At 67.7% G+C, this 20,358-nt stretch carries 25 protein-coding genes; 8 read left to right on the top strand and 17 right to left on the bottom strand.

Annotated elements, in window-relative coordinates:
• The first annotated feature begins 225 nt into the window (after positions 1–225).
• Positions 226–702, top strand: coding sequence for a PIN domain-containing protein (locus tag DEQ92_RS15375; protein ID WP_115805354.1), 477 nt, complete (start codon positions 226–228; stop codon positions 700–702).
• Positions 703–741: 39 nt separating this feature from the next.
• Here DEQ92_RS15375 and DEQ92_RS23930 read toward each other — a convergent pair whose 3' ends face one another.
• The 12 genes from DEQ92_RS23930 to DEQ92_RS15320 all read right to left on the bottom strand — a co-directional run bounded on the left by DEQ92_RS23930 (position 742) and on the right by DEQ92_RS15320 (position 8,728).
• Complete coding sequence (locus tag DEQ92_RS23930) at positions 742–915, bottom strand: hypothetical protein (protein WP_004976375.1); 174 nt, start codon at positions 913–915, stop codon at positions 742–744.
• A 218-nt stretch (positions 916–1,133) separates the two neighbouring features.
• The gene (locus DEQ92_RS15370) at positions 1,134–1,541 is read right to left on the bottom strand and encodes an ACT domain-containing protein (protein WP_115805479.1); all 408 of its coding nucleotides are present in this window, start codon (positions 1,539–1,541) and stop codon (positions 1,134–1,136) included.
• Between the two features lie 97 nt (positions 1,542–1,638).
• On the bottom strand, positions 1,639–2,271 hold the full coding sequence (locus DEQ92_RS15365) for a non-canonical purine NTP pyrophosphatase (protein WP_004976372.1): 633 nt from the start codon (positions 2,269–2,271) through the stop codon (positions 1,639–1,641).
• 54 nt (positions 2,272–2,325) lie between these two features.
• Entirely contained in the window at positions 2,326–2,604 is a 279-nt protein-coding gene (locus DEQ92_RS15360) for a DUF5808 domain-containing protein (RefSeq protein ID WP_004976371.1), read from the bottom strand.
• A 65-nt stretch (positions 2,605–2,669) separates the two neighbouring features.
• Complete coding sequence (locus tag DEQ92_RS15355) at positions 2,670–4,328, bottom strand: bifunctional N(6)-L-threonylcarbamoyladenine synthase/serine/threonine protein kinase (RefSeq protein ID WP_115821102.1); 1,659 nt, start codon at positions 4,326–4,328, stop codon at positions 2,670–2,672.
• 33 nt (positions 4,329–4,361) lie between these two features.
• Positions 4,362–4,667, bottom strand: a complete 306-nt coding sequence (locus tag DEQ92_RS15350; protein ID WP_004976369.1) for a 30S ribosomal protein S24e — start codon at positions 4,665–4,667, stop codon at positions 4,362–4,364.
• 68 nt (positions 4,668–4,735) lie between these two features.
• Complete coding sequence (locus tag DEQ92_RS15345; RefSeq protein WP_004976368.1) at positions 4,736–5,275, bottom strand: GTP-dependent dephospho-CoA kinase family protein; 540 nt, start codon at positions 5,273–5,275, stop codon at positions 4,736–4,738.
• A gap of 2 nt (positions 5,276–5,277) precedes the next feature.
• Positions 5,278–5,475 (bottom strand): transcription elongation factor subunit Spt4, encoded by a 198-nt coding sequence (gene spt4, locus DEQ92_RS15340; RefSeq protein WP_004041779.1) that lies wholly within the window; start codon positions 5,473–5,475, stop codon positions 5,278–5,280.
• On the bottom strand, positions 5,475–6,047 hold the full coding sequence (locus DEQ92_RS15335) for a DNA-directed RNA polymerase (protein WP_004041780.1): 573 nt from the start codon (positions 6,045–6,047) through the stop codon (positions 5,475–5,477). Before DEQ92_RS15335 ends, spt4 begins: the two co-directional genes overlap by 1 nt.
• Positions 6,048–6,054: 7 nt before the next feature.
• Positions 6,055–6,423: a hypothetical protein gene (locus tag DEQ92_RS15330; RefSeq protein ID WP_004062994.1), complete on the bottom strand. Its 369-nt coding sequence runs from the start codon at positions 6,421–6,423 to the stop codon at positions 6,055–6,057.
• Between the two features lie 22 nt (positions 6,424–6,445).
• A complete protein-coding gene (locus tag DEQ92_RS15325; protein ID WP_115821101.1) occupies positions 6,446–7,681 on the bottom strand; it encodes a translation initiation factor IF-2 subunit gamma in 1,236 nt (411 codons plus the stop codon).
• Positions 7,682–7,918: 237 nt separating this feature from the next.
• Positions 7,919–8,728: a DUF6517 family protein gene (locus tag DEQ92_RS15320; protein ID WP_115805352.1), complete on the bottom strand. Its 810-nt coding sequence runs from the start codon at positions 8,726–8,728 to the stop codon at positions 7,919–7,921.
• Between the two features lie 125 nt (positions 8,729–8,853).
• Between DEQ92_RS15320 and DEQ92_RS15315 the strand changes: the two genes are divergently transcribed.
• Complete coding sequence (locus tag DEQ92_RS15315; protein WP_199522923.1) at positions 8,854–9,837, top strand: DUF5787 family protein; 984 nt, start codon at positions 8,854–8,856, stop codon at positions 9,835–9,837.
• A 24-nt stretch (positions 9,838–9,861) separates the two neighbouring features.
• On the opposite strand, the gene DEQ92_RS15310 is transcribed toward DEQ92_RS15315, so the two are convergent.
• The 5 genes from DEQ92_RS15310 to DEQ92_RS15290 form a co-directional block, all read right to left on the bottom strand.
• A complete protein-coding gene (locus DEQ92_RS15310) occupies positions 9,862–10,044 on the bottom strand; it encodes a hypothetical protein (RefSeq protein WP_231608255.1) in 183 nt (60 codons plus the stop codon).
• A gap of 62 nt (positions 10,045–10,106) precedes the next feature.
• The gene (locus DEQ92_RS15305) at positions 10,107–10,319 is read right to left on the bottom strand and encodes a hypothetical protein (RefSeq protein ID WP_115821100.1); all 213 of its coding nucleotides are present in this window, start codon (positions 10,317–10,319) and stop codon (positions 10,107–10,109) included.
• Positions 10,316–11,140: an MBL fold metallo-hydrolase gene (locus DEQ92_RS15300; protein ID WP_115821099.1), complete on the bottom strand. Its 825-nt coding sequence runs from the start codon at positions 11,138–11,140 to the stop codon at positions 10,316–10,318. Before DEQ92_RS15300 ends, DEQ92_RS15305 begins: the two co-directional genes overlap by 4 nt.
• Before the next feature lie 50 nt (positions 11,141–11,190).
• On the bottom strand, positions 11,191–11,802 hold the full coding sequence (locus DEQ92_RS24120; RefSeq protein WP_233516881.1) for a hypothetical protein: 612 nt from the start codon (positions 11,800–11,802) through the stop codon (positions 11,191–11,193).
• A gap of 50 nt (positions 11,803–11,852) precedes the next feature.
• Positions 11,853–13,274, bottom strand: a complete 1,422-nt coding sequence (locus DEQ92_RS15290) for an ATP-binding protein (RefSeq protein WP_004976356.1) — start codon at positions 13,272–13,274, stop codon at positions 11,853–11,855.
• A gap of 348 nt (positions 13,275–13,622) precedes the next feature.
• Between DEQ92_RS15290 and nasA the strand changes: the two genes are divergently transcribed.
• The 6 genes from nasA (at position 13,623) to DEQ92_RS23925 (ending at position 20,318) form a co-directional block, all read left to right on the top strand.
• Positions 13,623–15,737 carry an assimilatory nitrate reductase NasA gene (nasA, locus tag DEQ92_RS15285; protein ID WP_199522922.1) on the top strand — a complete coding sequence of 705 codons (2,115 nt, stop codon included), beginning with the start codon at positions 13,623–13,625 and terminating at the stop codon, positions 15,735–15,737.
• A gap of 58 nt (positions 15,738–15,795) precedes the next feature.
• Positions 15,796–16,428 (top strand): molybdenum cofactor guanylyltransferase, encoded by a 633-nt coding sequence (locus tag DEQ92_RS15280; protein WP_004976353.1) that lies wholly within the window; start codon positions 15,796–15,798, stop codon positions 16,426–16,428.
• Positions 16,429–16,693: 265 nt separating this feature from the next.
• Positions 16,694–18,448, top strand: coding sequence for a nitrite/sulfite reductase (locus DEQ92_RS15275; RefSeq protein WP_115821097.1), 1,755 nt, complete (start codon positions 16,694–16,696; stop codon positions 18,446–18,448).
• Between the two features lie 2 nt (positions 18,449–18,450).
• Positions 18,451–18,630: a hypothetical protein gene (locus DEQ92_RS15270; protein ID WP_004976351.1), complete on the top strand. Its 180-nt coding sequence runs from the start codon at positions 18,451–18,453 to the stop codon at positions 18,628–18,630.
• A gap of 130 nt (positions 18,631–18,760) precedes the next feature.
• The gene (locus tag DEQ92_RS15265) at positions 18,761–19,894 is read left to right on the top strand and encodes a thiolase family protein (RefSeq protein ID WP_004976350.1); all 1,134 of its coding nucleotides are present in this window, start codon (positions 18,761–18,763) and stop codon (positions 19,892–19,894) included.
• Between the two features lie 253 nt (positions 19,895–20,147).
• Entirely contained in the window at positions 20,148–20,318 is a 171-nt protein-coding gene (locus DEQ92_RS23925) for a hypothetical protein (RefSeq protein ID WP_004976349.1), read from the top strand.
• The last annotated feature ends 40 nt before the right edge of the window (positions 20,319–20,358 follow it).

Here is a 20,358-nt window from a genome sequence, read left to right as displayed (position 1 = left end):
TGGTTCGCCGAACGCGGATTAACTGTTTCCCACGCAACGTAATCACAAACAATTTCAATACCAGAGAATCGTAACGATTCGAGTACGAAACCGGTTGCGTCGGATTCTTTTCGAGCCGTCCCGTGGTGACGGACATGAGTTGGGAGTCGCTTTTCGCTCGCGCCGCCGCCTACGAGACGACCGAGGCCGACATCACCGAGGCGCTCCGCGCCCGCCGAGGTGACGATGCCTGAGTCGGAGCCCTCGCCCGCGCGGGTCGTCGCCGACGCCGACGTGCTCGCGGCGGATCTCCTCGCCGACGGCCCCGCCAGAGCGGCGCTCGACCACCTCCGGCGGCACTCGTGGACGGCGCTCGTCGCCAGCGACCCGCTCCTCGACGACGCCGAGGCGGTCATCTCGTCGCTCGCGGACGCCGACCTCGCGGCCGACTGGCGCGAGAAGGTCGAGTCGTGGGCCGAGCTCGTCTCCCACCCGGACGGCGACAACCCCGCGCTGGCGTCGGCCTACCGCGGCGGCGCGATGCACCTCCTCACGTTCGACGACCGCCTCAGTTCGGCGCAGGCGGGCGCGGCGCTCGGCGGTCGCTTCCCCGTCAGCGTCCGACACCCGAAGGCGTTCGCGACGCTGTTCGCGCCAGAGAGCCTCTACGTCGAGGTCGAAGGCGGGTCGTACCCCGGCCCGGACCGCGACCCGCGGGCGTAGACGCCGGCAGCCCGCCCGACTGCCGGCCCAACCGCCGGCTCAGTCGTTGAGGACGCGAGTCACCGCGAAGATGGCGAGAACGGTCACGAGACCGAAGGCGAGGGCGACGCCGAGGCTCCGGGAGGCGTCGCCGAAGAACACCGCGATGGCGGCGAAGACGGCGATGCCGTAGCCGCTCGCCGCGCCGGCGGCGACGACGTTCGCTCGGTTCATGCGTCTCCGTAGGCGCTCGCCGACCCTGAGTGTGAACCCCCACGATTGTGGGGAGTGGCGGGGCCAGGGCCGGCTGTCAATCGGACGGAGCGCATGCAGTCGATACCGTTGGAGGGGTCGGTGACGAGTGGGAGGGGTTCGTCGCAGTCGGGGAACATCACGACTAGTGTGCCACCCCCGGACGTATCAACCTGTTTGCTCGCGAACCAGTTTTGACGTTAGTTCTCGTCTCCAGAGCTCCCGGCGTGCTCGACGGTACAGCCGAGCGATTCGAGTTTCGTCGCGGCCGCCGCCGCGTTATCCTCCCGGACGAGCACGTGGTCGGTCGAGTACGCCGACAGCGCGAATATCGAGATGTCCTCCTCGGCGAGCGCGCCCGCCACCTGCGCCAGAAAGCCGACGAGTTCGAACGGCAGGACCATCTCGAAGGTGAGCCGCTTCCAGCCCCGCTCGACTTCGACGGCGGTCGCCTCGTCGACGCGCCCCTCTTCGACGACGACCGTCGTCTCGTTCTCGTCTCGAATCGTCGCGAAGGCGTCCGGGTCGCCCCGCTCGGCCTTGACGACCGCGTAGGTCGCCGCCGAGACGGTGACGGTCCCGCCCTCGAAGAAGTCGCTCGGGTCCATGCGGTTCGGGGTTGCGCCGGCGAAGTAAACGTAGCGGTCGGTGGGGTGGTCGGCGACGGCTCCCGTTCGCTCGGTTCGCCAGACGAGATTCGCCTCGCTACCGCTCGGCGTACCACGTCGCGAACTTCGCTAACGCCCGCCCGCGGTGGGAGATACCGTTCTTCTCCTCGGCGCTCAGCTCCGCGAACGTCGCGCCGTCGTGTTCGAAGATGGGGTCGTAGCCGAAGCCCCCCTCGCCGCGCGGCGGGACGATACGGCCGTTGACGCTCCCCGTAAAGAGCTTCACCGGGAGCGCCTCCGTCTCCTCCGCGTCTTGTTCCGCGCCGCGGGCGGCCGCCACGGTCCGGTCGTCGCGGTCTATCGGGTCCGGACTCGCCTCGAAGGCCTCGCCGTCGCAGTACGCGAGGACGCAGCGGAACGAGGCCCGACGGGGCTCGTCGAGTTCGGCCGCGGCCAGTCGGTGGACCGCCTCGACGCCGAGGGTGTCCTCGACGTACGAGGAGTACGGGCCGGGAAAGCCCTCGAAGCCGTCGATAAAGAGGCCGGCGTCGTCCACGAGCACCGGCTCGTCGGCGTAGCGGTAGGCCTCGCGCGCGCCGTGCGCCGCGATGGGACCGAGTTCGGACGCCTGTACCTCGGTGTAGTCGAAGTCGAGTTGGGTCACGTCGTCGTCGAGGTACGAGAGCGCCTCGCGGACCTTCCCCGCGTTCGTGGTGACGTATCGGAGCATGCCCGCCCCTCCGCGGGCGGACGTGGAAAAGTCGTCGGTGTCGGTCGCTTCGCCTCAGTCGACGATGACTTCGACGGGGCCGTCGTCGGCCTCGGCCTCTTCTTCGGACTCCTCCGCCTTCTGGCGCTCGTTCCAGAGCAGGCCGCCGGCGACGAGGAGGACGACCCACGACCGCCAGCTCGCGAGGTTCAGGGTGTAGCCGATGCCGAAGGGCTTCTCGACCAGCATGCCCTTACCGGGCTGCCAGTACGACGAGAGCAGTCGGCCGGCGCTCGGGCGCTCGAAGTTGTACGGGATGCCGAAAAGCGTTCCGCGCTGCGGTTTGTCTGCCATGTGAGACGAATACGCCGGCTCGGGATAAATCGTTTTGGCCTTCCGACGAGTTCGGCCGCGGCGACCTACCGGTACCGACCGCGGGATTCGACCTCTCGCAACCGGGCGATGACCTCCTCGGAGCCGACGGCCTCGTAGCCCGCTTCGAGCGCGTCGAGGAGGGGTTCGGCGTCGTCGGCGGTCCCCTCGACGCTCTGGGCGAAGACGTGGAGGTCCATCGCGTGGTCCTCGACGTGACCCGTGTGGAAGCCGAGGCCGAAGTCGATGAGGTACACGCGCGGTTCGCCGTCCGGTCCGGTTCCGACCCGAACGTTCCGCGTCGTCGGGTCGCCGTGGACGATACCCGCCTCGTGGAGGCGCGCGAGGTACTCGCCGACGACGCGGACGGCCTCGGGGTCGAGTCGCTCCGCGAGGTCCGCGTCGCCGACCCGCTGGAACGTGATAACGCCGTCGACGGGGTCCACGTCGCGGACGACGGGCGTCCGGACGCCGGCGCGCCGGGCGTCGCTCGTCAGCCGCGACTCGGCTTTCGTCCGCTCGCGGCGGAGTTTGTCGTCCAGTTCCGGGTGGCGGTACGTCTTCGGGACGCGCCGCTTGACGACCTCCTCGGAGCCGATGTCGACGGTCGCCTCGGCCCCGCGAATCGCGCCGTCGTCGGTGTAGGCGCGCGCGACCGACTCGTCCGCGCCGCGCCACGTCACGTCGACCTGGTCGGGACGGAAGTTCGGGTCCACGGTGGATTTCTCGACCGCGAGCGTGTCGCCCGCGGCGAGCATCCGCGCGCCGAGCACGGCTATCATGCCGGCGTTGTCGCGAAGGAACCGCGGCTCGGGCGCGTGGAACTTCGCGCCGCGCTGGTCGCACATCTCGGCGAGCATCTCGCGCAGGCGGGCGTTCTGGCCCACGCCGCCGCCGAGGACGAGTTCGTCGGTCCCCGTCAGCGACAGGGCGCGCTCGGCCACCTCGGTGAGCATGGCGAAGATGGTCTCCTGCAGGCCGGCGCAGATGTCGGGCACGGGCGTGCCCGCGTCCGCCTCGTCCTTCGCGGCGCTCATGATGCCGGAAAACGAGAAGTCCATCCCCTTGACCACGTACGGCAGTTCGACGTACTCGCCGTCCTTCGCGGCCGCCTCGACTTTCGGGCCGCCGGGGTGGGTCCAGCCGACGTGGCGGGTGAACTTGTCGATGGCGTTGCCGACGCCGGTGTCCATCGTCTCGCCGAGGACGCGGTAGCGGCCGTTGTGATAGCCCAAGAGGTGGGCGTTCGCGCCCGAGGCGTTCAGACAGACCGGCGAGTCGAAGCCGGACTGGTAGCGGCCGATTTCGAGGTGCGCGACCATGTGGTTGACGCCGAGTAGCGGCACGTCGAGCGTCTGGGCGACCGAGCGCGCCGCGGTGCCGACGATGCGGAGACACGGGCCGAGCCCGGGGCCGCGGGAGAAGGCGACGCCGTCGACGACGGGACCGTCGCCGTCGTGTCGCTCCGCGGCGTGCGCCAGTGCGGTCTCGACGACCTCGGGGATGGCGGTCCCCATGTGCTCTGCGGCCTCTCGCGGGTGGATGCCGCCGCTGTCGGGCTGGTACGGGTCAGATTCGATGAAGACGTGGTCGGCCGAGGGGTCCGGCGTCCGCCCGGTTCCGGAGCGGAGCGCGTCGGGGTCGTCGGTCTCGAAAACCGCGGCGCTCGCGGCCCACGCTGTACCTTCGATTCCGAGAATGCGCATCGAGTGTGAAGAAACGGCGGTTCGAAGCCGGGACTACGCCTCTTCGGCTTCGACTTCGGCGTCGGTGATCTTGTTGCGCTCGAGCATGTGCTCCTGCTCGACGTCGCGCGCGAACTCGGGGCTCTCGTAGACCTTCGCGTAGCCCGCGGTCTTGCGCATGCCGAACTTCGTGTCGAGCTCGTGGACGACGACCTCGTCGGAGTCCTTGTTCAGCTTGGCCGCGAGCGAGTCGCGAACCGACAGACGCGAGGGCGTCGCTTCCTCGTGGACGATCTCGAATCGAACGTCCGTCCGGTGCAACATGGGGTTCTCCTCCTCGGAGATGATTTCGATATCCATGGTTCAGTTACCAGTAATTCCCCCCGAAGCAAGTAAAAGGATTTCGAAGGGACGAGCGCGCCCGCGTCTCAGGCGTCGATGGGCGCGACCACGGCGTCGAAGTCGCCGTCGAACTGCGCGAGGAGGTCCCGCATCTCGGTCTTGGCCGCGTCGGTGACGGTCACGCGGACCATTCCCTCGTCGGGCTGGCCGTAGACGACGGTCGAGCCGACGGGCGCGGCGAGCACCGCCGGGAGCGTGGCGAGGTCCTCTTCGCCCTCGACGAGGAGCGTCGTCGGCTCGTCGGCGTCGAGCGCAGTCACGAGCGCGGCCACGAGGTCGACGGAGACGGTTCCCGGTTCGTTTTCGACCTCGACGAGACGGCCGGTCTCGACCGCCCGGCGAATCTCCTCGCCGACGGCCTCGCGCTTCGTCTTGCCGTCGATGACTGCCACGTCCGGCGGGCGACCGGCGCGGCGGAGGTGGAAGGTGACGACGTCGCCGACGGCGACGAGCGGCGCGTCAGCGTCCTCGCTGGATGCGTCTGCGAGGAGCTCGTCGGCCTCGGTGTACACCGGGCCGAACGGCTCTTTGAACGCCGCCCGAAGCGCCGTCGGCAGGGTGAGCATGCTCAGCGGACCTTAAGCGCGTAGCCGCCGGGTTCGGTGACGTTCATCTCGGTGGCGATTTCGCTGTCTTCGGGGTGGGTGATGACGACGTAACCCGCCCAGTCCTCGGTGAGACTGCTCGACCCGCAGTTCTCGCACGTCTGTTTGTCCGGGTCGTTGACGAAGTGGCACTCGCGGCAGGCGAGACGGGGCTTCGCCATCAGTTACCCTCCGCCGAGGCCTCGCTCTGCTGGCGCTTCGATTCGAGCCAGCCGTGCTTGCCGAGCCCCGGCTGTTTGGCCGTGAGGCCGATCTTCGAGTCGCGCGGGTTGCGCTCGTCGATGCTCTTGGTGACGATGCGTGCGCGAACCTCGTCGTCGACGGCGAGCGTCTGGTTGGACTCGGTCGACGCGAGCTGTTGGTTCTCGCCGTCGTAGGCGAGGTATTCGTCGGATATCTGCGAGACGTGGAGCAGCCCGTCGACCGGCCCGATGCCGACGAAGGCACCGAACTCGACGACTTCGACCACGATGCCGTCGACGACCTCCTGCATGTCGGGGTCGTAGGTGATGGCGTCGAAATCGGCCTCGTAGTAGACGCCGGGGCGGTTGGGCAGCACGGTGCCCTCGCCGATGTCGTTGACGTTCACGACGCTCACGACGCTCCCCACGTCCTCGTCCATCCGTCCTTCCAACTTGTCCTGCAACAGTCGCTTGACCCGCTCGGGCGTCACGTCGCCCAGGTGTCGGGGTGGGACTTCGACTGTATCTTTGAGTCGTACCCGTTTGTACATAGTTTCGTTAAGGTTCCGTGATTGCCAGCGTGGCGTGCCCCCGGATGCCGACGACGGGAATCCCGCAGTCGAGCACCCGGTCACGGAGGGGCTTGTCGTTCGTGACGACGTAGTCGACCTCGCCCGATTCGGCGAGTTCGACGACCGCGTCGTCGGCGTACGATTCCTCGGTTTCGACCGCCCGGCACCGGGTCGCCAGGTCCGCGCCCACGCTCGCCGCGACGCCTTCGGTCCCGCCGCCCGACGAGAGCTTCTCCAGCTCGTCGAGGACGGCCGTGGGGACCACGAGGTCCGCGTCGGCCGCGAGCAGCCGGTCGAGTTCGTCGAACACGCGAACGTCGAGTTCGACCGGCATCATGAGCGCGTTCGTGTCCATGACGACTACGGTGGCGGTCACGTCACTTGAGCGTCCCGATACCGATGAGCCGCCAGCGGGCGCCCACGCGGCGGTTGATGGCTATCTTCGCGCCTTCGGCGGCGCAGACGGGGCGCTTGAGCGAGACTTCCGCCTCGCCGCTTCGCGCGCTCGTCACCGCGCCGACGGTCGTCGCGGTGCCGACGGTGAGCATCAGGGGCTCGCCGGTGGATATCTCGTCGATACCCTCGTCTTCCTCGCCGCCGACGACGCGGTCGAGCAGTTCGACGTCCATGGTGAACTGCTCGCGCGTCGGCGGGAGCGTGCCGGGCTCACCGGCGACCTGTCCCGCGAGCGCGTCGCCCTTCGTGAAGCTCGGGTCGAGACCGGTCCCGACGCCGCAGAGGCCGCCGGGCCGGACTTCGTCGACCATGTTGCCGCCCGCCTGCAGCGAGCGGACCTCGGTCGTGATGGAGCGCCATTCGGTCTGGCCCTCCTCGTCGACTTCGCGGCCGGGGCGGAGTTCGAGTTCGTCGCCCTCCTCGAGCTTGCCGGCGACGACGCTGCCGCCGATGACACCGCCCATGAGGCCGTCCCAGGTCGTCCCCGGGCGGTTGATGTCGAAGCTGCGCGCGACGAACATCCGGCTGTCTTCGGTCTCGTCGCGGTCGGGCGTCGGAATCTCCTCCTCGATGGCCTCGATGAGGAGGTCGAGGTTGACCTCCTGCTGGGCGCTGATGGGGACGATGGGCGCGTCTTCGGCCACCGTTCCCTCCACGAACTCCTTGATCTGTTCGTAGTTGTCGAGGGCGCGCTCGCGGTCGACGAGGTCGACCTTGTTCTGCGCGATGACGATGTTCTCGATGCCGATGATATCGAGCGCCATCAGGTGCTCCGCCGTCTGGGCCTGCGGCACGTCCTCGGTCGCGCTCACGAGCAGGATGGCGCCGTCCATGATGGCGGCACCAGAGAGCATGGTCGCCATGAGCGTTTCGTGGCCGGGCGCGTCGACGAACGAGACGGTGCGGCGCACTTCGGTCTCTTCGCCGTCTTCTGTCTTCTCTTCGACCGTGTAACACTCCGGCGCGTCAACGCCGGGAATCTGACGGAACGTCGCGTCGGCGTACCCGAGTCGGATGGAGATTCCGCGCTTCATCTCCTCCGAGTGCTGGTCCGTCCACGAGCCGGACAACGCTTGAACGAGCGTCGTCTTTCCGTGGTCGACGTGACCGACGAGTCCGATGTTCACCTCCGGTTGTTGTGGGTTTTTCGTCACCATTGACCTCCTGAGAGTAATCTTGCGTGAACTTGGCTCCGAACGACTGATAAAGGTGCTGTTCTCGGACCGGGGCTGCTGTGGCTACGTCGGGCGGTCACACACCGCGCGCGGCGATTCAGCGGCGTCTCCCGCTCCCGGCGCTGCTTCGGAAAATGGTTCGTCGTGCCCCCCAGCACGACGGTTCGTAGACCGATTCGAGTAACCCCTCGAACGGCTATCGGCTCCGGAATCCGTCGGTTATTCGACGCCCTTGACGAGCGAGCGAAGCTCGTCTCGGTAGGCGTCCGGCGTGAGTCCGAGGTCGATGTCGACCGAGACCTCGATGGCCTCGGTCGGCTCCTTGGTCACGCTGAGTTCGATGTTCTCGCCGGGGTGTGCGCCACCCGCGACGAGAATCGTCCCGTCGTGCTCCCAGACGGCCAGCATCCCGCTGACGTCGAACTCCTGTCCTTCGATTGTGAACTCCTTTTCGTCCGTGAACGGGAACGTAATCGTGTCGAAGGAAATCGTCGCCCCGTAGTCGGTAACGCGCGCCGAATCGCCGGTATCGACCGTCGTCGACCGGGTGTCGGTCTGTTCGATGTCCGTGACGCCAACGTCCGATAACTGCGTCTCGTAGTGTTTCCGCGCGTGCTTCTCGACCAAGTCGACGACCGTTCCGCGGACCGTCTCCGGGAGGTTTGACAGGCCCGGGTCGAGCGTCACGCGCGTCGCGAAGAACAGCGAGAACTGCCCCTCGGCCTGCCCGAGCGTCTTCTCTTTCAGCGTCTCCGAGAGGTCCATGTCTTCGTACACGACCGTCTCGAACGCCGCGGAGACGCTCGCCGGGCCGACCGACCGCTCGAACGCCGGGTCGAGGGAGTGCCCCCCGATGTACTCCCAGCCGCCGGCTTTGAGCGCCCCCTTCGGAACCTTCGGCGGTGCCCGCGCGGCGCTCGCGGTCGTTCCGGAACTACAGCCGGCGAGACCGGCGAGCCCCGCGCTGGCCGCGATACCGAGGTACGTTCTCCGTCTGATACTGTGGGTTGCGTTGTCTTCCCCCTTCATCGGTCAGTACTGCCCCGCTCTGTTTCAAATAGGTATCTCCCCGAAAATCAAATGCGAGAACACCGACACGACGGTCGACCGCTCTGAGAGCGAGCTTTTTGTCGCTCCGCCTCCGACCGTCTCGCGTGCCCGCTCCGGTGTCGTCACCCTCGGAGTTCGCCTTCGAACTGACGCTCTGCGCCCGGCTCGAACAGACGACAGACTGGCTGCCCGCGCGCCAACTCGGCGCGTCGGTCGCCTCGCCCGGGAGCCGCATCATCGACGTGTGCGCCGTCGTTCCGGGCCCGGAATTCGACGAACGCGCCCGCATCACCGACCGCGCGATTCCCGCGGCGGCCATCGAGAGCGACGTGGGGGCCGGAAGCGCCGTCTTCTGGCGCGACGGCTTCGACTGCCACCCCGGCCGCGCCCGCCGCGCCACCGACCGCGCCGTCGAGGTCGGCTTCTTCGAGTCCGAGCGCCGCCGGAGCAGGGAGTACGTCCGCCGCGCCGCCCGCTATCCCGACGACTGGTTCTCCCGGCTCGTCGGCATCGAGAACAAACCCGACCTCGGCAGTCCCGGCGACCTGCTCCGACAGCTCCGCCTCGACGTGAGTCTCGCGGTCTTCGACGAAGTGATTCTCTCGACTGAGAGCTACGTCACCGGCGCGCACCTCAACCGCATCCCCGGGGAAGTCGGCGTCTGGCGCTTCGACCCCGACACCGGCGACCGCGAGGTCGTCCGCGAGCCTCAGCCGCTCTCGCCCGGTTCGACCGGCGTCGAACCCACCGAGTATCACTCGCTACACACCGACGTGGCGCTCGTCTCGCCCGCCGAAAAGCGAACCGCCCGCCTCCGACTCGCCGAGCGCGCCTACGGAAAAGGGTGGCGCGCCTACGACCTCCCCGCCTGCGCTCACGCCCGCGTCGACGCCGACGGCCGCCCGGCCTGCGCCCACTTCGACCGCGTGGTCGACCCCGGTTCCGAGTGCGGTGCCGACTGCTCGGCGTTCGAGGCGGCCGACCCGCCCGAACTTGACCGCGACGGCCTCCGCGAGTCGCGGACGGGCTGGGTCGCCGACCCGGCCGGGGCGGTTCGCAGACAGTCGGGACTCGACCGGTACTTCTGACTCGGCCGGTCTCTCGCCGGGTCGCTACTCGTTCCGCTCGTCGGAGTAGTGCCAGCCGAGCGTGGCGACGACGCCGAAACCGACGACGAACACCGCGCCTTCGACCCAGTTCGGCTCCCCGGACCACGAGGCAACGAGGTACCAGACGACGCCGGCGACGAGGGCCAGCGGCGTGCTGTATCGAAGCGCGTCGACGATATCGGACACGGCCGTCCCGACGCGCTCCGGCCGCAAAGTCGCATCGGACCGGCGCGTTCGCTCCCCGACTCTCACTCCGAGTCGGCCCGTCGCTCCACGTAGTTCCAGTAGGAGACGAGCGCGACGCCGATGACGACGACGAGGGTGAACTGCACGGCGACGGCGAAGAAGTCGAGTCGGCCCGTATCGAGGTAGGTCAGGACGAAGTTGGCCGCGGCCGCGACGACGCCGGCGACCATGAGATACCTGAACGCCCTGTCGTCGGCGACGGTCCGGAGCTTCACAGTTCGTACACCTCGCCGTCGACCGCCAGCGGCTCTTCGAACGCCTCGTCGGCGGGGTAGTAGTGCGCCACGTGGACGAGGCGAGTCTCGTCGGCGTCGAGTTCCTCGCCGAGCGCGATGGCACCCTCGCGGGTCATGTGCTTCGTGCCGAAGGTCCGCGCGACCCCGTTTTCGTCGTAGTCGTCGCCGCCGATGGGGTGGTACTCGCAGACCGACGCGGGGACGATGGCCTCGGCGAGAAGCAGGTCGGGGTTCCGGAGCACGTCGCGGGACTCCTCGGGGATGGCGTAGGTGGAATCGCCCGAAAGCGAGAGCTTCGCGCCCGTCACGGGGTCCTCGATGGCGACGCCGTAGCAGACCAGCGGCGGGTGAACGACCGGCACGAACGTCACGTCGAGGCCGCAGGCGCGGAACGACTCGAACGGCGTCTGGTCTTCGACCGAGATGCGGTCGAGGTAGGAGAACTTCGAGCGAATCGCGTCGGCGACGCTCTCGCCCGTGACCGGGTCGACCTCGTCGGCGGCGTGGACCGCGAGGTCGTCGAGGAGGCGGTAGACGTTCCCGAGGCCGTCGAGGTGGTCGAAGTGGATGTGGGTGACTAAGGCCTCGTCCGGCAGCGGCACGTCCTGCGTGAGAAACTGGTGGCGGAAGTCGGGGCTGAAGTCCACGAGGAGCGACTCGCCGGTCCGCTCGTTCTGCACGTGGACAGAAAAGCGCGTCCGCTCGATGCCCCGCTCGCGGGCCGCGAGGCAGGTCTCGCAGTCGCAGCCGACGGTGGGCGTGCCGGTCGTGTCGCCGGTCCCGAGGAGGGTCACGCGCATCGACTCAACCACGGGGGCGGCGAGGTATAAACGTGGCCGACCGCGGCGAGTCAGGACCGGTATCTCTGCCGGAATTCGACCAGGGGGTGGAACGTCCCCGAGAGCGTCGCCGCTTCGAACCGGAAGTTCGCAGTAACCGTGCGCGGAACCGCCGAGACGAGCGCCTCGAATTCGACGGCCGGCGTTCGCGTTTCACCGCCCCGATTCGGCCACACCTCGTAGCCGAGCATCACCCGCCTCTCGCCCCCGTCGTTGTACCCCATTCCCGGGCTGACGTTCTCTACCGAGTCGACGCCGAGTCGCTCCCGCGCCGTCGCCATCGCCTCGGCTCCCGCGACGGTCCCGCCGACTCGCGTCACCCACGACGACGCCGGTTCTCGCTCGGATATCGGCTCTCTCGTCGTTCCCGACTCGTTCACGTGCTTGCGATAGCCGGTGCGTCGTCGAATCTCCGCGGCATCCGGATAGTAGTCGTACTTCGAGGACGCTCGGTAGTCGCGCGAGATTGTAATCGGGTCCCCAGAGGCGGGCGCAGGATTCGGCTCAGGTTCGGGAAGGGGCGTCGCGGTGGACGGTTCGAGGTCCGATGTACACCCGGAGAGCGCCGTCAGAACTCCGCCCGCCGCAATCGTCCGAACGAATCGGCGTCTGCTGGAGGGCATCGGCTCGCCGTTTGCGGCCCACTAGTAAATGTTTTGTCAGAAAGGCGGAGTTACTGCGCCGCGCCGGCGTCTTTCTGCGTCTCGCCTTCGTGTTCGTCCGCGTGACCGTCGTGGTCGTGGTCGTGGTCGTGGTCGTGACCGTCGTTGGAGCCCGCGACGAGTTCCGACGAGTCGGACATCATGTCGAGGTTCTTCAGGTTGTCGCGCTCTTCGAAGTCGGCGACGGCCTCGAGCAGGTCGTCCTGCGTGAGTTCCATCCGCTCTTCGGTGAGCGCTTCGAGGACGGCCTCGCGGAGGACGAGTCGGAGGTCAGAGCCGGTGAGGCCCTCCGTCACGTCGGCGATGGCCGAGGGGTCGAACTCGTCGATGTCCATTCGGTTCGTGATGACCCGGAGGATGTCGGCGCGCATCCCGCGGTCCGGCTTGGGGAAGTTGACGATTTCGTCGAAGCGCCGCCACGCCGCCGAGTCGAGCTGGTCGGGGTGGTTGGTCGCGCCGATGAGGATGACCTCGTCGCGAATCAGCGAGATGTCGTCGATGCTCTTGAGCAGCGTGTTGACCGCGCGCTTGAGCGCCGCGTGCTCGTCCGACCGGCGGGTCTTCGCCACCGAGTCGAACTCGTCGATAAAGAGGATACACGGCGACAGCCGCTTTGCGACCTCGAAGGTCTTTTCGACGTTCTTGGCCGTCTCGCCGAGGTACTGGCTCGTAATCATCGAGAGCTTCACCTCGACGAACGGGAGGCCGAGCTCGTGGGCGAGCGCCCGCGAGACGGTGGTCTTGCCGGTCCCCGGCGGGCCGACGAAGAGGATTTTCCCGATTTCGCGGAGGCCGATGTCCGCGAGGTACTCGCGGTGCTCGATGGCCTTCATCAGCTTGTGAATCTCGCCTTCCTGGTCCGTCGTGAGCACGAGGTCGTCGAGGGTCATCTCGATTTCCTCGGGCGCGCGGACCTGCACGAGGTCGAGCATCTCGGCGTCGTCCTCGTCGTCGAAGTACTCGTCCAGCAGGCTGTCTATCCACACGCGGTCGGCGTGAATCGGCCGGGTCTGTTCTCTGGCGTCCGCGTGGGTCACGTCCACGTCGTCCCGGTCCTCGACCGACTTCGCGACCGTCGGATTCGTCACGAGCCGGTCGTAGTCGGCTCGTTTGACGAACCACTCCAGCGCCATCTCGGGCTGCGTCAGAGAGAGGCGGCCGGAGAAGTCCTCGCGCTGGGTGAACATGAGGTCGGAAATCGCGTCCCAGGGGTGTTCCACGCCGGTCGCCTTCCGCGCGACGGACTCGGTCACGACGAGCGGTCGCTCGATGCCGCCCATCGACGACTCGTCCTCGTCGCCGTCGTCCTCGGCGTCCGCCCAGAAGACGCGTCGATACCGCGGGGGAAGGTCGTTTTCGTCAAGCGTTCGGTCGTCGGTGTAGAGGTGGGCCGTCAGCAGAAACTCGACAACCTCGAGCGCCCGTTCACTCATCCCCCAGAAATTGCCCGGGGAGACGCATAAGAGCGTCGGAGCGCCGCCGCTGGTGCGCGCGGCCGAACTTCCCCGATGACAAGGAACTCGGCGCGACTCCGCCGCACAACGTTAATTTCAGAAAAACAATTCAAAAACATATCCGAAAATGGATTGATTACGCGATTATATTCCTTTCATATGCTTGTATATTGTCTCTTTCTTCAGAATACTCGGGGAAAATATCCTTTCTTAAACGATTAGGGTTTTATGGTTATCTTCCGCCACTGTGAGCCAAGATAGTGAAATGATATTCACGAATGGACCGAGATGCCCGCCCAAATGCGGTACATTCTCGACGAATAGCCGGTGGTGAATCGCGTGGCGAAACAAGTCCCGACGACCTGCATGCGCTGTGCCGTGGGCTGTGGACACGTCCACCTCGGCTCCGACACCTCGTACGGGCTGGAAGCGGTTCGGGGGGACCCTTCACACCCCGTGAACAACGGGCTGGCCTGCGGTCGCGGTATCCGCGAATCGGCCGACCCCGACGGGTCGTGGCTCACGCGACCGCTCGTCAGGGAGGACGGGGAGCTCCGGCAGACCTCGTGGTCTGACGCGCTCGCGCGCGTCGGCGACGCCATCACCGACGCGATGGCCGACGACCCCGACGAGGTCGCCGTCCTCGGCAGCGGCCAACAGACGAACGAGGCCGCCTACGCCCTCGGGAAGCTCGCCCGCGGCGGTATCGGCACCCGAAACTACGACGCGAACACGACGCTCTGCATGGCGAGCGCGGTCAAGGCCTACTACCGCGCCTTCGGGAGCGACGCGCCGCCGCCGACCTACGACGACATCCCCGAGGCCGAGACGCACCTCGTCTGGGGGGCGAACCCGGCAGTCGCCCACCCGGTGATGTTCCGGTGGATTCGGCAGTCGGCCGACGACGGCGACCTCGTCGTCGTCGACCCCGTCGAGACGAAGACCGCGGCGGTCGCCGACGACCACGTCGCCATCGACCCCGGCGGCGACCTCGCGCTGGCGCAGGCGGTCCTCGGTCACCTCGTCGAGACCGACCGCGTGGACGACGCGTTCGTCGAGGGGTACACGGAGGGCTTCGACCGCGTCGTCGACGAACTCCCCCCGGTCGAAGAGGCGGCGTCCGAGGCCGGCGTCTCGCTCGACGAAGTCGAGAAACTGGCGTCGCTCCTCGACGCCCCCACGCTCGTCTACTGGGGCATGGGCGTCAACCAGAGCGTCCGCGGCACCGCGACCGCCGGCGCGCTCGTGAACCTCTGTCTCGCCTCCGGGAACCTCGGCCCCGGCTCCGGCCCCTTCTCTCTCACCGGACAGGCGAACTCGATGGGCACTCGCGTCGTCTCCTCGAAGGGGACGTGGCCCGGCCACCGACCGTTCGAACACCCGGACCACCGCCGGACCGTCGCGGAGGCGTGGGGCGTGCCCGTCTCCCGACTCCCCGACGACAACGGTCCCGGCCCGGTCGGGATGTTCGAGTCGTCGCCGTCGGTCGTCTGGACCGTCGCCACCAACCCGCTCGCCGGGTTCCCGGACGCGACGGCCGCCCGCGAGGTCCTCGAAGACTCCTTCCTCGTCGTGCAGGACGCCTTCCGGTCCGAGACCGTCGAACTCGCCGACGTGGTGCTCCCCGCGGCGACGTGGGGCGAGTCCGAGGGGACCACGATGAACATGGAGCGGACGGTCTCGCGGGTCCGCCCGGCCACCGAGACGCCGCCGGGCGTCAGGCAGGACCTCGACATCATCGCCGACGTTGCCGCCCGCGTCTCGCCCGGACTGCTCCCGAGACCGTCGGTCTCGCCGAGCGACGTGTTCGACGAGTTCGCCGCACTCACCGCGGGCACCGACGCCGACTGCTCGGGGCTCTCGTACACGCGACTCGACGGCGAGCGCGCCGTCCGCTGGCCCGCGCCGGACCCGACGAGCGAGGGCGGTTACCGCTACTACGACGACGCCGACGGGGAGTCCGACGACCCGACGTGGTCGTTCCCGACGCCGTCCGGGAAGGCGCAGTTCAGCGCGCTCTCGGGGTCGTCGCTCCCCGAACCCGCGGACGAGTCGTACCCGCTGACGCTCACGACCGGCCGCGAGGCCGACGGGTACAACACCGGGGTCCGCACGCGCAGCGACACGCCGGACGAGCCGGTCGCCCGCGCGCACCCCGACACAATCGACGCGCACCGCGACGCGGTCGCCGACCCCGAGGGCGACCGCCGAACCACCGTCGTCTCCCGTCGGGCGTCGGTCCCGGCGACGCTCGACCCCGACGACGCCGTCCCGCCGGGACTCGTCTGGCTCTCTATCCACCACCCGATGACTAACCGACTCACCAGCCCTGCGGTCGACCCGCAGTCGAACGAACCGAACTTCAAGCAGTGCGCCGTCCGCCTCGAACACCCCGAGACGACCGCGTCCACCGACCTCCTCGCGGCCGAGGTGAGCGACTGATGGCGCTCGTCGTCGCCGGCGGACGGCTCCGCGAACTCGAACGCGCCGCCGCCTGAGAATGGCCGACGAGTCGCACCCACACCTCGACACCGGCCGTGCGGGCATCATTCTCGCCGGCGGTCGGTCGACTCGATTCGGCGGCATCGACAAGGCGACGGCCACCGTCGGCGGCCAGCCCATGATTCACCGTGTCGCCGCCTCGCTCGACCCCGTCGTCGACGAACTCGTCGTCAACTGCCGCGCCGAACAGCGGGACGCGCTCGCCGGCGCGCTCTTGGACTTCGACGTCCGGTTCGCGGAGGACGCCCATCCCGACCGGGGGCCGGTCTTCGGCCTGCGAACCGCGCTGCGGGCGACGAGCGCCGAGTACGCGGCGGTCCTCCCGTGCGACATGCCGCTCGTCCCGAGCGGATTCATCTCGCATCTCTTCGGCCGCCTGCAGGGCGGCGCGGGCGTCGTCCCGCGGGTCTCGGAGACGACCCAGCCGCTCCCCGCGGTCATCCACTGCCGCGCCGGCGAGGTCGCCTGCACCGACACCATCCGAGCCGGTGACGACCGCCTACAGGCCGTGATGTCCGCGCTCGACGTCACCGTCCTCGACGACCGCGAAGTGGAGGCTCACGCCGGAACGCACGCGTTTCACAACGTGAACTCCTTCGACGACTTGCGCGCGCTCACCGTTCGTCGGTGAACCGCGTTCGAGTCCCATACCACATTATCGTCCATTATGGTCTGTTTAGATTATCCAATAATCAGCCGATTATCTGCGCAGATTATGACCTTATATTCGGAATATTCGGTTATAGAATGGACGAATACGCCTTAGAGGGCCTATTTCTAAAGATTCTCAACGAATACTCTTATCAACCTCTGTCGAGTCGTGTTATCACGAAACATGACCAAGTTCGCAAACAAACGCACAGGAATAGTGGATGATTGCCCACTGGTGGTCGGAAATGGCGAGTAAAAAGGAAGCGTGGAAGTCGGAGCTCTACGGCGACGCGGTCCGCGAGAAGATCGAGGAGTTCGCCGAGCAAGGCGTCGACGCCATCCCCGAAGACGAGCGCGACGAGTGGTTCACGCGCTTCAAGTTCTGGGGCGTCTTCCAGCAGCGGACGGGTCAGGACTCGTACTTCATGATGCGGCTGACGAACGCCAACGGCGTCCTCGAACCGGGGCAGCTCCGGGCCATCGGGGAGGTCGCGCGCGACTACGCGTCCGGGCCGGTCGAGAACCCCGAGTTCGGCGACGCCTGGTTGGACCTGACGACGCGCCAGTCGATTCAGCTCCACTGGCTCGAACTCGAGGACATCCCCGAGGTCTGGGAGAAGCTCGAAGCGGCGGGCGTCTCCTCGCGGTCCGCCGGCGGCGACACGATGCGGAACATCACCGGCTGTCCGGTCGCCGGCCGCGACAAACACGAACTCGTCGAGTCCCAGCCGCTCCTCGACCGCTTCCAGACCGAGCTCCGCGGGAACGACGCCCTGTCGAACATGCCGCGGAAGTTCAACATCAGCGTCACCGGTTGTCGCGAGGGCTGCGCGCAGGACTCGATAAACGACGTGGGGCTCGAACCCGCGAAGAAAGAAATCGACGGCGAGACGGTCACCGGCTTCAACGTCCGCGTCGGCGGCGGCCTCGGCTCCCGGAAGCCGCGCGTCGCCCGCGACCTCGACATCTTCGTCGCCGACGAAGAGCGCGCCTACGAGGTCGTCCGCGGCTTCGTCGAACTCTACCACGAACACGGTAACCGCGACGTTCGGGCCCGCGCCCGCAGTCGCTTCTTCGTGGACGAGTGGGGCACGGAGAAGATCCGCGACCTGCTCCAAGAGGAGTACGTCGACTTCGAACTCCGGTCTGCGGGCGAGAACATCCGCGACGAGTACACCTACAACGCGGGCCGCTCGGAGTCCGCCGGGAAACACGACCACGTCGGCGTCCACGAGCAGGCCAACGGCGACTACTACGTCGGCCTCAGCGTCGCGGTCGGCCGGCTCACGGCGTCCGACGCCATCGAACTGGCCGACATCGCCGACGAGTACGGCTCCGGCGAGGTCCGACTCACCCGCCGGCAGAACCCGCTTCTGATGGACGTGCCGGAGGAGAAGCTCGACGACCTGCTCGCCGAGCCGCTCCTCGGCAAGCACACGCCCGTCCCGAACCCGTTCCAGCGCGGCACGGTCGCCTGCACCGGCACGGAGTTCTGCTCGCTCGCGCTCACGGAGACGAAAGCCCGGACCGCCCGGATGCTCCGGTGGCTCCGCGACAACGTGGACGTGCCCGACGACGTGAGCCAACTGAAGATTCACTACTCCGGCTGTACCGCCGACTGCGGGCAGGCGAACACGGCCGACATCGGCCTGTTCGGCATGCGCGCCCAGAAGGACGGCGAGATGGTCGAGGCCATGGACATCGGCGTCGGCGGCGGCATCGGCGAGGAGCCGTCGTTCGTCGAGTGGGTTCGGCAGCGCATCCCGGCCGACGAGGTGCCGGGGGCAATCGCGTCGCTCGTGGAGGCGTTCGCGGAGCGCCGCGAGCCCGGACAGACGTTCCGCGAGTGGGTCGAAGCCGAGGGGACCGAGGCGGTCACCGAGTACTGTGTCCCCGAAGAGACGGACTTCGAAGCGCCGTACATGCACGACGCCAAGCAGTCGTGGTACCCGTTCGCCGAGGAGGAAGCGGAGGCCGAACAGCCGGTCACGAGCGACTGACCATGACCGAACGCATCGCATCCGACGACCCGGCGGACGCCGCCAGCGCCGACGACGTGCCCTTCGAGCACGCCTCGGCCGACGTCGCGCCGGAACTCTTCCCGGCGGAGCCAACGGTCGCCGACGCGGGTACCGGCGGAATCCCCGGTCGGCCGGACAGCGACTCCGCCACTCGTTCCTGACGCTCCGAGACTCGGTGCCGTCGTCTCCACTTTCACCGCTTTCTCGGCGTTTTTCGACCCGATAAACAACTCGTCACGACGAATAGTGAGTTCTAAACTATTTATGGTGTTCGAACCCCGATGATGTGCCATGCCAGAGCCAGTCATCGCGGCCGCGTACCGCACGCCGTTCGGCAAGGCGGGCGGCGTGTTCGAAGACGTTCGAAGCGAGGACCTCTCGGTCACGCTCATCGACCACATCCTCGACGAACACGACGTCGACCCCGACGACGTGGAAGACCTGATGTGGGGCGTCGCCCAACAGCGCACCGAACAGGACAACAACGTCGCTCGCGTCATCGCGCTCCTGTCGGACCTCGGTGAGGGGACGCCCGCGACGAGCATCAACCGCTGGTGCGCCTCCTCCATGCAGGCCATCATCTCCGCGTCCGACGCCATCGCCGCCGGCAACCGCGAGTGCATCGTCGCCGGCGGAGTCGAGAGCATGTCCCGCGTGCCGATGGACGGCGACTCCTACCAGCACCTCCACCCCGAACTGAGCGAGCAGTACAACATCTTCCAGTTGCAGATGGGGATGACCGCGGAGAAGGTCGCCGAGGAGTACGAGGTCTCCCGTGAGGCCCAAGACGAGTTCGCGTTCCGGAGCCACCAGCGCGCCGCCGACGCGACCGACTCGGGCCGGTTCGACGACGAAATCGTCCCGGTCGAGACGGACGACGGCGTCGTCACCGAGGACGAGGGCATCCGCCGCGACACCTCCATGGAGATTCTCGGCGGCCTCGACCCCGCCTTCTCCGGCGACGGCTCCGTCACCGCCGGCAACTCCTCGCAGATAACCGACGGCGCGGCCGCGGTCCTCGTCACCAGCCGCGAGTTCGCGGACGAACACGGCCTCGACGTGCTCGCCTCGGTCGGCACGAACAACGTCGCCGGCGTCGACCCGACGGTCATGGGCATCGGCCCGGTCCCGGCGACCCGCGGCCTCCTCGACCGCGCCGGCACCGATATCGACGACTACGGCCTCGTCGAAATCAACGAGGCGTTCGCCAGCCAATGTGAGTACTCCCGCCGCGAACTCGGCATCGACGCGGACAAACTCAACGTCAACGGCGGCGCAATCGCCCTCGGCCACCCCCTCGGGGCCTCCGGCGCGCGCCTCCCCGTGACGCTCATCCACGAGATGCAGAAGCGCGACGTGGACCGCGGCCTCGCGTCGCTCTGCGTCGGCTTCGGTCAGGGCGCGGCAATCGAGTTCAGCAGGTAGGGTGGGAACTCGGCTGTTTTTTGGTCCAGATTTTTGCCGAGCGGAGCGAGAGAAAAAGGTGGCAGCGGTGCGGCAATCGAGTTCAGTCGGTAGGGCCGCCCTGCGTTTTTTATCCTGATTCGTCCCGGGAAGCGAGCGAAATTCGTGGACCGCGTGTCGGCGGTTCCCCGAACCGCGGACCTCGGCTATCGCTCACGAATATACGTGCGCCTTCCGTCACGTTCATACTCCGCAAGTCGAGAACAACGCGGTGATGAATCTAACGACGACCGTACTGTCGGGGGCCTTCGCGGCGCTGGCGGCCGCGGGGGCCGCCTCCGCGGGGTTCGTTCCGAGGCCCGACCTCGGCGCGCCCGTCTGGTACGTCCTCGTCGCGCTCACCGTCGGCTACTGGGCGGTGTTCGTCCGCTGGGCGCGGCGCTGACCGGCCGGAGACGGCGTGAAAATCGACGGGTCGCGGGCGG

Origin of the sequence: Haloferax sp. Atlit-6N, assembly GCF_003383195.1 — an archaeon.
In the GTDB taxonomy this organism is placed as follows: domain Archaea; phylum Halobacteriota; class Halobacteria; order Halobacteriales; family Haloferacaceae; genus Haloferax; species Haloferax gibbonsii.
The sequence above is the reverse complement of the archived record's forward strand: the minus strand, read 5'-3'. Positions and strand labels throughout refer to the sequence as shown.

Coding starts and splice junctions, on each gene's coding strand:
- DEQ92_RS15375 (WP_115805354.1), top strand. CDS start 226: ATGCCTGAGTCGGAGCCCTCGCCCGCGCGGGTCGTCGCCGACGCCGAC.
- DEQ92_RS15275 (WP_115821097.1), top strand. CDS start 16,694: ATGGCGAGTAAAAAGGAAGCGTGGAAGTCGGAGCTCTACGGCGACGCG.
- DEQ92_RS15320 (WP_115805352.1), bottom strand. CDS start 8,728: ATGAAGGGGGAAGACAACGCAACCCACAGTATCAGACGGAGAACGTAC.
- DEQ92_RS15325 (WP_115821101.1), bottom strand. CDS start 7,681: ATGGTGACGAAAAACCCACAACAACCGGAGGTGAACATCGGACTCGTC.
- DEQ92_RS23930 (WP_004976375.1), bottom strand. CDS start 915: ATGAACCGAGCGAACGTCGTCGCCGCCGGCGCGGCGAGCGGCTACGGC.
- DEQ92_RS15350 (WP_004976369.1), bottom strand. CDS start 4,667: ATGGATATCGAAATCATCTCCGAGGAGGAGAACCCCATGTTGCACCGG.
- DEQ92_RS15360 (WP_004976371.1), bottom strand. CDS start 2,604: ATGGCAGACAAACCGCAGCGCGGAACGCTTTTCGGCATCCCGTACAAC.
- DEQ92_RS24120 (WP_233516881.1), bottom strand. CDS start 11,802: ATGCCCTCCAGCAGACGCCGATTCGTTCGGACGATTGCGGCGGGCGGA.
- spt4 (WP_004041779.1), bottom strand. CDS start 5,475: ATGGCGAAGCCCCGTCTCGCCTGCCGCGAGTGCCACTTCGTCAACGAC.
- DEQ92_RS15345 (WP_004976368.1), bottom strand. CDS start 5,275: ATGCTCACCCTGCCGACGGCGCTTCGGGCGGCGTTCAAAGAGCCGTTC.
- DEQ92_RS15280 (WP_004976353.1), top strand. CDS start 15,796: ATGGCCGACGAGTCGCACCCACACCTCGACACCGGCCGTGCGGGCATC.
- DEQ92_RS15370 (WP_115805479.1), bottom strand. CDS start 1,541: ATGGACCCGAGCGACTTCTTCGAGGGCGGGACCGTCACCGTCTCGGCG.
- DEQ92_RS23925 (WP_004976349.1), top strand. CDS start 20,148: ATGAATCTAACGACGACCGTACTGTCGGGGGCCTTCGCGGCGCTGGCG.
- DEQ92_RS15290 (WP_004976356.1), bottom strand. CDS start 13,274: ATGAGTGAACGGGCGCTCGAGGTTGTCGAGTTTCTGCTGACGGCCCAC.
- DEQ92_RS15270 (WP_004976351.1), top strand. CDS start 18,451: ATGACCGAACGCATCGCATCCGACGACCCGGCGGACGCCGCCAGCGCC.
- DEQ92_RS15365 (WP_004976372.1), bottom strand. CDS start 2,271: ATGCTCCGATACGTCACCACGAACGCGGGGAAGGTCCGCGAGGCGCTC.
- DEQ92_RS15300 (WP_115821099.1), bottom strand. CDS start 11,140: ATGCGCGTGACCCTCCTCGGGACCGGCGACACGACCGGCACGCCCACC.
- DEQ92_RS15330 (WP_004062994.1), bottom strand. CDS start 6,423: ATGGACACGAACGCGCTCATGATGCCGGTCGAACTCGACGTTCGCGTG.
- DEQ92_RS15265 (WP_004976350.1), top strand. CDS start 18,761: ATGCCAGAGCCAGTCATCGCGGCCGCGTACCGCACGCCGTTCGGCAAG.
- DEQ92_RS15355 (WP_115821102.1), bottom strand. CDS start 4,328: ATGCGCATTCTCGGAATCGAAGGTACAGCGTGGGCCGCGAGCGCCGCG.
- DEQ92_RS15335 (WP_004041780.1), bottom strand. CDS start 6,047: ATGTACAAACGGGTACGACTCAAAGATACAGTCGAAGTCCCACCCCGA.